General features: G+C 41.1%; 13 protein-coding genes. 6 read left to right on the forward strand and 7 right to left on the reverse strand.

Translation table 11 applies throughout. The annotated features are described in order from the left end of the window. Positions 1-94: 94 nt before the first annotated feature. From LC20001_RS11310 to tnpC, 5 genes are all read left to right on the forward strand, one after another. Complete coding sequence (locus LC20001_RS11310) at positions 95-520, forward strand: hypothetical protein (RefSeq protein WP_099267158.1); 426 nt, start codon at positions 95-97, stop codon at positions 518-520. A 14-nt stretch (positions 521-534) separates the two neighbouring features. Beyond that, the gene (locus tag LC20001_RS11315; RefSeq protein ID WP_099267159.1) at positions 535-1,461 is read left to right on the forward strand and encodes an IS4 family transposase; all 927 of its coding nucleotides are present in this window, start codon (positions 535-537) and stop codon (positions 1,459-1,461) included. 200 nt (positions 1,462-1,661) lie between these two features. Then, a complete protein-coding gene (locus LC20001_RS14435) occupies positions 1,662-1,838 on the forward strand; it encodes a hypothetical protein (RefSeq protein ID WP_169925041.1) in 177 nt (58 codons plus the stop codon). Beyond that, the gene (gene tnpB, locus LC20001_RS11320) at positions 1,828-2,181 is read left to right on the forward strand and encodes an IS66 family insertion sequence element accessory protein TnpB (RefSeq protein WP_010011941.1); all 354 of its coding nucleotides are present in this window, start codon (positions 1,828-1,830) and stop codon (positions 2,179-2,181) included. The genes LC20001_RS14435 and tnpB overlap by 11 nt, the downstream gene beginning before the upstream one ends. A 64-nt stretch (positions 2,182-2,245) precedes the next feature. Further along, positions 2,246-3,775 carry an IS66 family transposase gene (tnpC, locus tag LC20001_RS11325; protein ID WP_169925051.1) on the forward strand — a complete coding sequence of 510 codons (1,530 nt, stop codon included), beginning with the start codon at positions 2,246-2,248 and terminating at the stop codon, positions 3,773-3,775. 919 nt (positions 3,776-4,694) lie between these two features. On the opposite strand, the gene LC20001_RS11330 is transcribed toward tnpC, so the two are convergent. From LC20001_RS11330 to LC20001_RS11340, 3 genes are all read right to left on the reverse strand, one after another. Further along, positions 4,695-5,165: a PTS sugar transporter subunit IIA gene (locus LC20001_RS11330; RefSeq protein ID WP_010011944.1), complete on the reverse strand. Its 471-nt coding sequence runs from the start codon at positions 5,163-5,165 to the stop codon at positions 4,695-4,697. Between the two features lies 1 nt (position 5,166). Continuing rightward, complete coding sequence (locus tag LC20001_RS11335; protein WP_056943338.1) at positions 5,167-5,925, reverse strand: DeoR/GlpR family DNA-binding transcription regulator; 759 nt, start codon at positions 5,923-5,925, stop codon at positions 5,167-5,169. 94 nt (positions 5,926-6,019) lie between these two features. Continuing rightward, entirely contained in the window at positions 6,020-7,405 is a 1,386-nt protein-coding gene (locus LC20001_RS11340; protein WP_029508065.1) for a PTS transporter subunit EIIC, read from the reverse strand. A gap of 357 nt (positions 7,406-7,762) precedes the next feature. Here LC20001_RS11340 and LC20001_RS11345 point away from each other — a divergent pair, with 357 nt between their 5' ends. Beyond that, positions 7,763-8,992: an IS110 family RNA-guided transposase gene (locus tag LC20001_RS11345; RefSeq protein ID WP_010011946.1), complete on the forward strand. Its 1,230-nt coding sequence runs from the start codon at positions 7,763-7,765 to the stop codon at positions 8,990-8,992. A gap of 147 nt (positions 8,993-9,139) precedes the next feature. Here LC20001_RS11345 and LC20001_RS11350 read toward each other — a convergent pair whose 3' ends face one another. The 4 genes from LC20001_RS11350 to rpe all read right to left on the reverse strand — a co-directional run bounded on the left by LC20001_RS11350 (position 9,140) and on the right by rpe (position 13,116). Further along, complete coding sequence (locus LC20001_RS11350) at positions 9,140-10,075, reverse strand: sugar phosphate isomerase/epimerase family protein (protein WP_056943337.1); 936 nt, start codon at positions 10,073-10,075, stop codon at positions 9,140-9,142. A gap of 330 nt (positions 10,076-10,405) precedes the next feature. Further along, positions 10,406-11,716: an IS1380 family transposase gene (locus LC20001_RS11355; protein ID WP_099235829.1), complete on the reverse strand. Its 1,311-nt coding sequence runs from the start codon at positions 11,714-11,716 to the stop codon at positions 10,406-10,408. A 235-nt stretch (positions 11,717-11,951) separates the two neighbouring features. After that, positions 11,952-12,452, reverse strand: coding sequence for a ribose 5-phosphate isomerase B (gene rpiB / locus LC20001_RS11360; protein WP_010011947.1), 501 nt, complete (start codon positions 12,450-12,452; stop codon positions 11,952-11,954). 16 nt (positions 12,453-12,468) lie between these two features. Beyond that, positions 12,469-13,116, reverse strand: a complete 648-nt coding sequence (gene rpe, locus LC20001_RS11365) for a ribulose-phosphate 3-epimerase (protein WP_010011949.1) — start codon at positions 13,114-13,116, stop codon at positions 12,469-12,471. Positions 13,117-13,130 lie beyond the last annotated feature (14 nt).

Genomic DNA, 13,130 nt, shown 5'->3' on the forward strand with positions numbered 1-13,130 from the left:
GCACTAAGTTATTTTTAGCCCAAAATTAAACACAAGCAGCTCCTTGAAGTATACTTGAGTCGTCTAAACCACGATACAAAGGAGTGCTTGTGCTATGGTTAGTATACCGCAAAATAAAATTGAAAAATCAAGTTTTAAAATAATTACCCAATTTTGTGCCTTGGCGCACCTACCAGCTTTGGTCCGCTTGCTCAATGATCACCGCCATTCTAACGTTTCACTAACTGCAATCTTGATTTGGTTACTCAAGGTTATTTTCCAGCGGCGGACACTTTACCGAGCAGAAGCACCAGGCATGTGTACCAAACGCACGGTCTACAATATCTTGAATGACGGTCGGATCAATTGGCAACGGCTTAGTTGTTTATTGGCACAACGGGTGATTACTGGCCTAGCACAGTGGCTCGACGCCCGCAAAAGTGGTGCGCTGATCATTGATGACACCCTGATCTCACGACTGAATGCGAAACAAACCGAGCCTTTAGCAACACCTTCGATCATGATCGGCAACGCTGCTTAAAAGGTTACCGTGGTTTGACCTTGGCTTGGAGTAACGGCCAGCTCGTGTTGCCAGTCACGACGGCAGTTTTGTCGTCACAGAAAGCACGTAATCGGGTGGGCACACCAGCTAAAACTTTAGATCAACGCACCTTAGCCGGACAACGGCGGGCCCAAGCGATGCGGCCAATGCCAGCGGTCGCACTAGAACTGATCAAGCAAGCGCGGGCAAATGGGCTCAAAGCTAAATATATGCTATTCGATAGTTGGTTTACCTCGCCTAAAATGTTTGCGGCGTTAAACGACCAAAAGTTGATCGGTATTGGCATGCTTAAACGGACCAAGAAGATCTATTACCGCTATCGTGGCCGCCAATACACCGTCAAAACGCTCTATCAGTACTTACGTCAGTCGCATCGTCAACCACGAGCCGACTATTTATATAGTTGCGTGGTTCAGGCCGCTACCGCAAAGTTACCGTTACGCTTAGTTTTTGTCGCTAAACGCCATTGCGCCAACGACTACCTGGTGTTAGCGACCACAAAAACCAATCTGACCCCGGCAGCGATCATTCAACTTTATAGTCGCCGTTGGCAGATTGAGAACTATTTTAAGGCCGCCAAACAATATTTACGCCTTGATCAGACTCAGATCCAGGATTATGACGGGCTTTGTGCGCATATGGCTGTGACCATGATGACCTATGATCTGTTGGCTTGGCAACAGCGGCGCCAACCAGGCGACCCAACGATTGGCGATATTTTCTATCAATTGGATACCTTACTGCCGATCATTGATCTGGCGACTGCAATCGGCCAGTTACTAGGTGAGTTGACTAACCTAAAGGTGACTAAATCACCTGCAAAAATGACTGCGCAGATCAAGACACTGATTGACCAATTTTTAAATGGCTTATCGATTCAAACTTCGGCGCTGATCACGCTGAGCATGAGCAATAGTTGAAGGTTAATTTTTAGGCTGTAAAGCTTGGTGGACTAAGGGATTACTCGAATTGGAACTTTCACGACTTAGATATATAGTTATTTTATATCTGTAAACCATACACTAAGACCATACGTAAGCACCAAATAACTGACCGACTATCAAACTAACTAAATCCAAGTTATGATTACCTCATCAAATAATTGGTGAGGTGTTTTTTATTGGCAAATCCCGATATTGTTCAAATCAAAATGGATCAACCTGAACCACAGCTACGCGCAATGACCAAGGCGCTCCAAATTAAAGTTGGGACAAATAAATTCGTAATCGTCTACAACCGGATCAATAACTATATTTTAGAAGTAATTTTAAAGGCGGTGTTCACCGATGATCATTGATCAACGGCAAATTCGCCAAGTCTATTTAGTGTGCGGTAAAACGGATCTTCGCCGCGGCATCGACGGTTTAGCCGGCGTTGTCCAGGATCAATTTGAATTGGATCCTTATAATCAGGCGCTCTATTTATTCTGTGGTACTAGGAAAGACCGCTTTAAGGCGCTCTACTGGGACGGTGATGGCTTTTTATTACTTTACAAACGAATTGAAAATGGGCGGTTACAGTGGCCGACTAATCAGAATGCGTTACGCAAACTGAATGCCAAACAATTGCGGCGATTACTCAGCGGTTGGTCGTTAGACGCCACTATTCATAAAACATGTCCACCTGGACATGAAAAATAACTATTCAAGCTAAAGGAGACGTGGTAAACTCAATTCATAAAATACGGACTGAGTAGGTGGGCTAATGACCCCAGAAGAAGAAATTGCGGCGTTACGCAAACAGGTGGCCGAATTGACCGAGATGGTCGCATACTTGACGAAAAAACTTTATGGTCAAAAATTAGAACAAACGGACCCTAATCAGCTGTCTTTACTGGAAGGTAATGACGGTGTTTTTAGCGCGCCAGAGCAAACTGGCCAACAAAGCAGCGCCACAGATCAAGTACCGGCAAAGAAAAAGCGTAAAAAAACCCGGCAAGAAAGCTTAAGCCGCCATTTGGCGGTTAAAGAAACAATGATTGATTTAACTGGCCAACAGTGTGACCAAGGTCATAAGCTAACCAGCGTTGGCAAAAAGTTTGTCCGTGAAGAACTGCATTTTATTCCGGCTAAACTCTATCGTGAGCGTATTTATACGCGCACCTATAAGTGCCTTGAATGTGAACTAGAAGATGGGATTGCGCATTTAATTCAAGCGCACACACCAGCAGCTTTAATTCCGCATAGTCTCGCTTCAGCTTCGGTGGTTGCCGAGATCATCTGTCAAAAGTTTATCTTAGGTACGCCGTTATATCGGCAATTACCCAACTGGAAGCGACTAGGTATCGCACTTTCAGAAGCCACGGCGACCAACTGGATCATTAAATCAAGTCAAATGGTTGCGCCAATCTACGACCTATTGTGGCAAGCAATCAGCGCGCAGCGCTATTTGCAAGGTGACGAGACCCCAATTCAAGTATTACGTGAATCAGGTAAAGCCGCAACCGCAAAATCCTATATGTGGGTGGCCCGAACGGTCAAACAATGTCCCCAGCAAATTATTTTATATGCTTATAGCAAGACACGTTCAGGCACCTTCGCCCAAAAATTATACCAGAACTTCACTGGTATCCTACAGTGCGATGGTTATGCCGGCTATAACTTGTTAGCAAACAGTGTGACTCGGGTCGGTTGTTGGGCCCATGTGCGGCGTAAGTTTTACGATGCCGCCCAAGTTAACGGTAAAACAGTAGCAAGTGTCCCCCTGACATTGATCGATGAGATGTTTGCCCATGAACGACAATGGCAGCATTTTTCCCCGCGCGTGCGGCGGCGTAGACGACGTAGTCAGATTCGCAAGCTACTTAAGCGCTTCTGGAAATGGATCGCTTCGGCACAGGTACTACCTAAATCACGTTTAGGCAAGACAATCACTTACGCCGTTGATCAAAGGCCGACCTTAGATCGGTTAATCAATATTGGCATGATGGACTGGAGCAATAATGCTTCTGAACGCAATATGAAGCGTCTTGTGATCGGCCGAAAAAACTGGCTTTTCAGTACGAGTCCAGCCGGAGCCAGATCAACCGCCATTTGGCTAACTTTAATTGAAAGTGCCAAGGCCAACGGCATTGATCCACGAGCTTACATTACTTATCTGTTAAAAGAACTGCCGCAACAACCAGATTTCGCCGATCCGGCGCAGTTAGCGGTTTATTTACCATGGCATTATCCAGGTGCTTGGCATCAAAATAAAAAAACAACGGACAAGCATCAAGCTAAAAATGCCGCCTAACAAAAGACAACCAGATTTCTCAAAATCGAGAAGTTTGGTTGTCTTTTTAAAACGGGTGATTATTTACCGCTTACGCTCAAAATCTGAGCGCCTTTTATGACACTCTTTCCACAAAAAAATCCGTCCATAACAAAATTAATTGTTAAGGACGGATTTATTCCGCGGTGCCACCTTAGTTGGAAAGTACGCTAAATAAAACATAAGCTTAGACTTCCCCATCTCAGCAGAGGACTAACATCCTCCCGGTAACTCACGTATACCAACACGTCGCGGGGTAATGGAAAGAGTGCTGAAAAAGGCGTTCAGGTACCGCGCATAGCCTAGCTTAAGCGATTATTTTCGCAGAAAATGATTGCTTAAGCGTAGCTAGGCACAGGGGCCTGCCTTTTTCAGCACGTTTCAGCCAAATTAGTTGAAACGTGCTAGGTAGGACAATTTTCTCCGGTTAGCTACGCTTGGGCAACGCGTCACTACGTGCCGTTTTTGCCCAAGCTAGGCTAATCCTCAAAAATTACCCGTCCTACCTGGCACTCTTTTTTTATCCGCGCCCTCAGTGGTCCATTTAATCGCTTGTTTCCTACCACCATTCCCAGCATACGGCGGCTCTCTGTGCAGGCATCACGATCTTGATCTCCACTTCTTCGGTTTATAACTTCGCTTTGAAGTTATGGACGGTTTATTAAGTTGTGTTAAAGACTAACCTATTTTCTCATGAATGTCAAATTATTTTTAAACCTGCCGTTTTTAACGGTAGATTTAACTAAAAATCAGAGCACTCGTAACAGGCTCTGATGGCAATTAATAATTAAATTCAACAATCTGAATGTACAAAATTTTTTGTGTTTTGACTACCCTTTTATTGTTTTGTATATTCATTTTCTAGCACTTTCTTAGGACCCATACCATGCCTTTTAGTACATTAATCTATCTGTCCCACATTAATTCCTTGAGTAACCTCACCCTCTGTATATGAAAGCTTGCGTTGTTCTAGGTTTGTAAAAATTACAATAACATCCGTAATCTTATCCTTTTTATTTAAAACGTTTAAATCCATATTTACTAGTTTAGTTTCAGGTGAGACGACATCACCTTCTTGAATAAAAGTTTCAAAGCCTTCGCCGTTTAACTCAACAGTATCAATACCTAAATGAATCAAAACTTCTAGTTTGTCTTTCGTCTTAATCCCTATTGCATGCTTTGTCGGAAAAACAGAAGTCACTGTCCCATCAACCGGAGAAAATATAGATCCATTTAGCGGCTCGATTGCAAATCCATCTCCCATCGCCTTACTAGCAAAAACTTCATCATCTACTTTCGTAATGCTTTTTAAATTACCAGTAACCGGTGCAAATATATTATCTATACGTTTTTTGTTAAAGAATAATCCCATATTAACTATCTCTCCTTTTAATATCAGGTAATAGAATCGGTACTAATTTACTTATTGCTGTATCGTTCTTATCAGAAATTAACACCACATCGTTTAAATCAAATGCCCGTACAGCCGAGATTTTATGAAATTTACTACTATCACATAAAAGATAGGTCTGTTTTGCGTTAGATTTGATTAGCCGTTTTTTTGTTGCTTCCGCGATATCAGGCGTTGTGACGCCTCTTTCATCATCAATTCCATTTACACCAAGGAAAGCACGATCAAAATATAAACCGCTTAAATTATTTTCAGTCAAAGTTCCACTTAACGATGATATTCTAGAATTATAGCGACCGCCCAGCACAATAATAGTTGCATTAATATCGCCCGCAATATTCAATACAGCTGTATTAGTCGTATAGATCGTAATATCTCTATCTAATAAGCAATTTATTAATAAGGCACTTGTAGAACCAGAATCAATATAAATACTCTCATAATCAGTAACTTCATTAGCAGCACGAACTGCAATTAGTTTTTTTTGTTCATCGTGCAACATCGTTTTCTGTGACATTGGTAATTCACTTGTAGTCATTGAAGCTTTTATTGCACCGCCAACTAAATATTCGATCTTTCCGTTGGCTTCTAGACTCTTAAGATCACGACGTAATGTCGATATACTAATATTTGGCAATTGCGTTTGTAACTCATCAATTTTGACAAGATCTTTATCTGCTAAAATACGAATAATTTTTTTCTGCCGCTCATATGGAATCATTTTATGCCTTCACCTCATCATGAATAACGTTTTCCCGTTTATTATTACTTTCACATTACTCAAGATTAGATGCTTTTTCAATAAAATTATCCAATTAAGCTAGTTTTTCTTCACGGTTGGTAAAAATATAGGCTAATACAGCAGCAACCACAAGTGAAATTGCTAACCCAATAATAGCATTTAAGAAATTACTTCCATTTTTTTGAATAAATGCTGGAAATGTTGTTACACTGCCAAAAACGAATGCATTCGTCACAACTTTGGTCAGGCCAAGATAGGCGCCACCAACAGCACCACCAATAATTTGTGCTAGCCATAATTTGCGATTTTTAACTAACAGCCCAAACAAAGTTGGTTCAATAATAGCAGAAAGCCCAATCGTTACTAAACCAGTTAAAGCAAAACTCCGTAATTTAGTGTCACGTGCTTTCAACCACACACCAATCGTCATACCGATCACAGCAAAATTACAAGCAAATGTCCAAGGACAAATATAATCAAACCCATTATTGGCAATATTATTGATCATAATAGGATTAATCGCCCAATGAATGCCCATACTAACAAGCACACTCCAGCCACCACCTACAACAATACCGGCTAAAATACTGCTACGACCAATCAACCAATTAACAAAAGTAGCAATTGCTTCACCGCTATATACCCCAAGGGGACCAATGACAATAATGGTTAATGGCACCATGATAAGCAAAGAAACAAGGGGTACAACAACTAATTTAAGGCTTTCTGGTACCTTTGCATCCAGCCATTTATATAGATAAGAGTACGCCCAAATTGCCAGAATAATTGGGACAACTGTTGAACTATAATTCATGAGAACCGCCGGAATACCAAAAAAATCAGTCATTGTACCATTGCCAGTTTTACCCATTAAATTAATAAAATCTGGGTAAAGTAACGCTGAACCAATTAATGCCGATAAATATGGGCTGGCACCAAAACGTTTAGCAGAAGTGAAAGCCAATAAAATTGGTAGAAAATAAAAGACACTCATTGATGCCGCATATAAAATGGTATAGGTACCGCTATCATTTTTAATAACACCAACTTGTACGGCTAAAATTAATAAACCCCGCAAAATTCCAGATCCGGCTAATGCTGGTAATAATGGCGCAAAGATTGCTGAAATTGCAGAAAACATACGGCTAACAATACTTCCCTTAGCAGCACTTTTCTGATCTTCAGTTAATTCTACCGGCACATCGCCACGTTCCACATTTACTGCTTTTTCAAACTCAGCATACAGTTTAGGTACTTCCGTTCCAATAAGAATTTGATATTGGCCAGCTTTGTAGACAACATTCAAGACTCCAGGTATCGCTTCAACTTTCTTATCATCAGCAAGTGATCGATCAATTAAATTTAGACGTAAACGTGTTGCACAATGAGTCATATTTCCAATATTTTTAGCACCACCAACATTGGCCAAAATGTCTTTAGCTGCCTGCTTAAAATCCATACTCATGACACTCACTCCTCGTATTATAAAATTTAGAAACAATAGTCATTAGCTATTAACGACTTTGGTGTTGCGTGATATTCTCTAGTTGTTCATTGGATTTAGGTCCAACTGGTATAGGCTTTTCACTCCTGTAGTTCATCTACTTGTAAAGCATGCCGCCCAGACAGTTCGATTTTCCGCAGACCACAAGCTGTAGCGTTCGACCTGATTCGAGTCCACTCGTGTGGCTCGCAGCTGGATCAGGCGGAACTAGTCTACTGATATTGCGAGGATGCCCGTTAGAACTGGAATTAGGGAACATCACGCAGCGCCTAAGCCTTATCCAATTAATTCATGCGAAAGGAGGTCCTATCCATGAACTTATATCTCGGTATTGATGTTGGTAAAAGTAATTTAGCTTTCTGTGCTTTAGATTCAGATCGACAATGCCGGTTTCAAGATGAAACCACCAATGATCTTAATGGTGCTCGTCAGATCAAACAAACGATTCTAGCTGAAACGCACCACCAAGATTATAACCAGATCATTGCCGGTATGGAGGCCACTTCGATCTATAATTTCCACCCCATGACTTTCTTATCAACTGATCCTGAATTAAAAGCACTGGGATTGACCGTGATCATTATCAATCCCTATACGTCACACCACTTTAGTCAGTTATTTGACGACGGTAAAACCGATAAGATCGATGCTAGACACTTAGCTGATCTCTTACGGGTCGAACCCTTGGGTAACCCCGTCATGCGCCAAGAAAAGTACGTTGCCTTACAACGATTGACGCGTGAACGTTACCACTTAGTTAGACAACTGACTGATTCAAAAAATCATTTTTTAAATAACTTGTACTATCGCTGTAATACATTGGATCAAACCGTCCCAACATCAGTGTTTGGGGCCACGATGTTGACCTTACTCACTGATGAAGAACTCTCGCTTGATGAAGCAGCGGCCCTACCACTAGCGCAATTAGTTGATCATCTACAACGACTTAGCCATGGAAAGTTTGGTGATACCGAGGCCGTAGCCAAAGCCATCAAACAAGCGGTCCGTTCTTCGTATCGCTTGACTAAAGTCGTCGCTGACTCAGTCAATGAAATTCTGGCCGTGTATGCGGAAGAGATTCGCATGCTCAATAAGCAGATCAAAAGTATCGACAAGACGATCGCACAAGTCAGTAGCCAAGTCAAGGGTATTCAATGCCTGACCAGCGTTCCTGGGATCGGCCCAGTTTATGCGGTTGGGATCGTCGCTGAGCTTGGTCAGATCGAGCGTTTCCCTGACGAAAGTCATATCGCTAAATATGCCGGTTTGGCGTGGCTGCCACATGAATCTGGTACTAGTGTGCGCCAGAAAACCCCACATACCCGTAAAGGTAATCAATATCTGCGTTATTACTTAGTTGAAGCTGCCAACTCAGTAAGACGTTATGACACCACTTATCAACGTTACTATCAAAAGAAATATAATGAAGTGCCCAAGTACCGGCATCAACGAGCAGCGGTCCTTACTGCACGGAAACTGGTCAGGTTGGTGGAAGTTCTGTTAAAGAACCGCCAACTCTACACCGCTCCGCCAGTGGCCTAGTTGCTTGAAGACTGATACTTGAGTCCAATATTCCCGGTGAAAAAAACTATTTCAGCGGGCTGGGGAGGTATGTGCTCAAGTTTAAAAAATAATGGCATTTATTTGTTTTCACCCTCTTGACTTATAACCACAAGGCTCGTATTTAGTTTATGAAGGGTTGTTTAAAAATTTCATCATTAATTTATGTGCTGCAATCGCATCATTTTGATTGATGATCTCCTGAATATTATCTAAACCGACATAATCAATTAACGAATTAAGCTGTTTAATCATTTTAATGTTCTGCTCGCACTCTTCACTGGCATTCTCGATAACGGGGAAAGTATCAAAATAAATCATGCCGCGATAATCATGTTTTCGTAAATAATATAAAAATTCCAAGGTTTTAAAAGGACTAGCTGTTCCAATCATCAAGCCATCATCATTTAGACCATAGCCATCATTTAAATGAACCCCCAATAGTTGCTTACGCCCACCAAATATATCTGCTGCCATAGCCGGATTTTCATGCTTCATCAACATATGGCAATAGTCCAAAGTAACGCCTACATTTTCTCTATTAATTTCACTAACCATCATCCCGGTAATACCCATACTATCAATAAAAGCATAGCCTCTAGGTTGAAACGGCTTGTATTCAATACTAAATTTGAGGTCAGGAGCATAATCAGCCATAGTTTGGAATGCTTTAACTAATTGAGTCCAAACCGTGGTGTAATCAATTTGAAAACTATAGTCAAAACCATCATGCGCCATCCAGACAGTCACAATATTTCCACCAACCGCGCGACAATAGTCCGCAGCATCCTTGCAAAGTTGCAACGCTTTGTCAGCTGTACTCTTATTAGAATTCCCAAGATCTCCGCGAATATAATCATTTTTAAATCTTAAGGCGACACCGTTTAATTTGAGATCATTTTCATTTAGAAGCGTTTTCATTTCTTCAACAGAAATACCTGCTGTATGTTCTGGGTAATTTAAATCAACATAATCTAGCCCAAGACCCTTAAATTTTTTAAATACCTCATTTAAATCATTGTGATTGTTAGGTAAAAATGAATTAATTCTAGTCGCTAGTTTCATAAAAATCCTCCTGTATTTATTTAATATCCATAGTATAGCATCATATTATTTCATTTACAATCATATAAATTCATATAATTCCATTTATTTTCAAAATTTAATTAATATTTATCTGAAGTAATAAAGTACCCGAATTATTCATACGAGGTTTAATATCGGCATACCGCACAATTTTGGACCAATTCTCGTGCTGCTATGGTGTAGTCAAACCAAGATGTACTGTTTTTGCTAAAGGCTACCAAATTATGGGGCTGGATAAATTTTTGATCCTCAATTTTGAGCATACTTGCCCCTTGGCCGAACCGACTTTTTTTGATTTATTGCACCAGTTTAGCCCCACTGTAGCGCTTGGATTCGAGCTAACAGTTGATAAAACAAATCCTGATAGACGTGGTGGCGGCTTAATTTTAGATAAAGTTGCCGGCCGCTGGTCACCAGCTTACCCGCTACTTTAAACAGCCATAAGCGCAAGGTTGTAACCTGTAATCGCTGATGTTGTACAGGCAACAATTGGCGCATCAAGCTGACTAAATTATAAGCGAGGACACTGAGCATCATGCGGGCATAATTTGGTATAAATTGCGAGCTAGTCATTTTATCCAGGTAAAAGCCAGCCTTGGCTTCCTTGATATAATTTTCCATTTGGCCCCGTTGATGATAGGCTTGAAACGCATCTTCGGCGACAAAACTCGTTAAATTGGACACAAGGTATTCATGTTGAAATAACAATTCACCAGCTGGTCGAGTTGATTTAATGTAGATCTGGCGCGGCTTAGGCCATGATCGGGCTTGATAAGACGCGCGATAATAATGGACCTCGGTCTCAGTCCAATTCTGCTCATCACTGATCTGAACAAAACGTTCAGCCAGTTGGTTCAGCCGCCGATTGGCTTTCAGGCGGATCAAGTAAAAAGTGTCGTTGGCTTCACAAGTTTCGTATAATTCTGGAGTCGCAAAGCCACTATCCCCGCGGACCAAGATATCAGCGTTCGGTTTGACTTGATGATAGTGCTGTAGTAGTGGTGTGATAAAGGGGGCAATATCCGTACTGGTATAAACATTACCTGGGCGCAATTGAGCCTTTAAACAGTGGCCCGTTTGCCCGTCAAAAGCGACCAGCGGATGGTAACCCGTGGTACCGTAATGCGCATTAAAGGCCGTTTTTTCCTGATGACCATGAGTATCGGCGTGAGTCGAGTCAATATCGAGGATCAGCTGTTGTTGCTTGGCGCCAGTCCACGCTTGGTCAAGCAATGCTTGATTCAACGTTTGTAATGAGGTGATGGTCTGCTCGTCACAGCGTTGCCAAAAACGGGATAATGACGGTTGTGAGGCCAATTGCGGTTGTGCCAATAGTAATTTAAATGTGGGGTCATCGCGCAAACTGGTGGCAGCTAGATCGGCCGGGTAACCGGCGATCAACTGCAGCACGACCTGTTCTAGTAGACTAACGTTGCTGTAACGAGCGTAATGGCGCTGGTCATCAAAATGGACTAATTGATACGCTAAGGTCGTGAAATTGAGTTGCGCCATTAATTCTTTGACCAACACTAGCCCAGCATCAGTGGAAAGTTCACCACCAGTGTGCGAAATATGTAATTTAGGATTGAAATTAACTCGTTTTTCCGGTAAAGTTGCCATGAGAAGGACCTCTTTCTTTTGGTGGATAGCTGACTTGTGGTGAATCAACTATACCAAATCGGAGGTTCTTTTTCTGCACTAAAAAGGTGAAAAATAAAAAACACAGTACTGCCCATGATAACGGGGTGACACTGTGCTTGGAGAACTTATGGTGAATAATTCAAGAAGTAACATCCCTAATTTATTAACTTTTATTACAAATAATTGTTATGTTTATATTGCGACTACATGATTTTCACTTATCTAGGTACTTCTGATTGTTAGATACACGAATTGATTCAAATTTTTTATCGTTCTTCTCTTCTATCGCTGCCATTTCATCAATTCGCCGCTGGTGTCGACCACCAATGAATTTTGCATCCAGCCATTCTTTAACGATCATTTTAGCTAGCTCGGAACCAATTACACGTGAACCAAAAGCAAGAATATTCGTATTATTATGTTGCTTCGAGAGCTTCGCTGAATAAGGCTCACTGCATACCACCGCACGAATTCCCGGTACCTTGTTTGCGGATAAAGAAATTCCTACGCCGGTTCCACAAATAAGGATGCCTAAATCGTAATTATGATTAGCGACTTCTTCAGCTACCTTTTTACCATAAATGGGATAATCGGTTCTTTCACTTGAATAGGCACCAAAATCAGTGACCTCGTGGCCTAATTCTTTTAGATATTCAATAATTATAGGTTTTAATTCATAACCCACGTGATCGGAACCAATTGCAATTTTTGACATTTTAAGCACTCCATTCTTAGATTTGTTTTAAATGATCGATGATTGTTTTATAATCTTTTGACTTACCAAATAATGCAGAAGTTCCCACAACAAAATTACTAACCCCAAGCTTACTCAGCTGTTGAATACGTTCTGGAGAAATTGCGCCATCAACACCTACAATATAATCAAAATCCTGTTTTAACTGACAGACTGCTTGTAATTTAGGCAAAACAGCATCCAAAAATTTTTGTCCAGCAAAACCTGGGTTAACTGTCATTACTAAAATAGCATCAACTAATGGTAACAATTCACGTACTGTTGCTAATGCTGTATCTGGATCGATGGCAATACCGGCTTTTTTACCTAATTGATGAATAATATCGATTGTTCGTGCAGGATGACGATCTGCTTCTGGATGGATATAAATTAAGCTAGCACCTAAATCTGAAAATAATTTGACATAATGACTGGGATTTTCAATCATTAAATGCGCATCTAATGGCTTAGTTGTAATTTGACTAATTAATTCATAGTCCTGTAAGCCCATACCAAAATTAGGAACAAACTGTCCATCCATAATATCCATATGAAACATATCGATTCCTGCAGCTTCCAGTTCTCGTACTTCATTTTCCAAATTAGCAAAATTTGCACACATCATTGATGGTGAAATTAACTTCATTTTTAACCCTTCTT

It is taken from the genome of Loigolactobacillus coryniformis subsp. coryniformis KCTC 3167 = DSM 20001 (genome assembly GCF_002706425.1).
GTDB lineage: Bacteria > Bacillota > Bacilli > Lactobacillales > Lactobacillaceae > Loigolactobacillus > Loigolactobacillus coryniformis.

What these genes read in the sequence shown, in the direction of transcription:
- LC20001_RS11345 (WP_010011946.1), top strand. Translation starts at nt 7,763, where the DNA reads ATGAACTTATATCTCGGTATTGATGTTGGTAAAAGTAATTTAGCTTTC.
- tnpB (WP_010011941.1), top strand. Translation starts at nt 1,828, where the DNA reads ATGATCATTGATCAACGGCAAATTCGCCAAGTCTATTTAGTGTGCGGT.
- LC20001_RS11330 (WP_010011944.1), bottom strand. Translation starts at nt 5,165, where the DNA reads ATGGGATTATTCTTTAACAAAAAACGTATAGATAATATATTTGCACCG.
- LC20001_RS11350 (WP_056943337.1), bottom strand. Translation starts at nt 10,075, where the DNA reads ATGAAACTAGCGACTAGAATTAATTCATTTTTACCTAACAATCACAAT.
- LC20001_RS11340 (WP_029508065.1), bottom strand. Translation starts at nt 7,405, where the DNA reads ATGGATTTTAAGCAGGCAGCTAAAGACATTTTGGCCAATGTTGGTGGT.
- LC20001_RS11355 (WP_099235829.1), bottom strand. Translation starts at nt 11,716, where the DNA reads ATGGCAACTTTACCGGAAAAACGAGTTAATTTCAATCCTAAATTACAT.
- rpe (WP_010011949.1), bottom strand. Translation starts at nt 13,116, where the DNA reads ATGAAGTTAATTTCACCATCAATGATGTGTGCAAATTTTGCTAATTTG.
- LC20001_RS11310 (WP_099267158.1), top strand. Translation starts at nt 95, where the DNA reads ATGGTTAGTATACCGCAAAATAAAATTGAAAAATCAAGTTTTAAAATA.
- LC20001_RS11335 (WP_056943338.1), bottom strand. Translation starts at nt 5,925, where the DNA reads ATGATTCCATATGAGCGGCAGAAAAAAATTATTCGTATTTTAGCAGAT.
- tnpC (WP_169925051.1), top strand. Translation starts at nt 2,246, where the DNA reads ATGACCCCAGAAGAAGAAATTGCGGCGTTACGCAAACAGGTGGCCGAA.
- rpiB (WP_010011947.1), bottom strand. Translation starts at nt 12,452, where the DNA reads ATGTCAAAAATTGCAATTGGTTCCGATCACGTGGGTTATGAATTAAAA.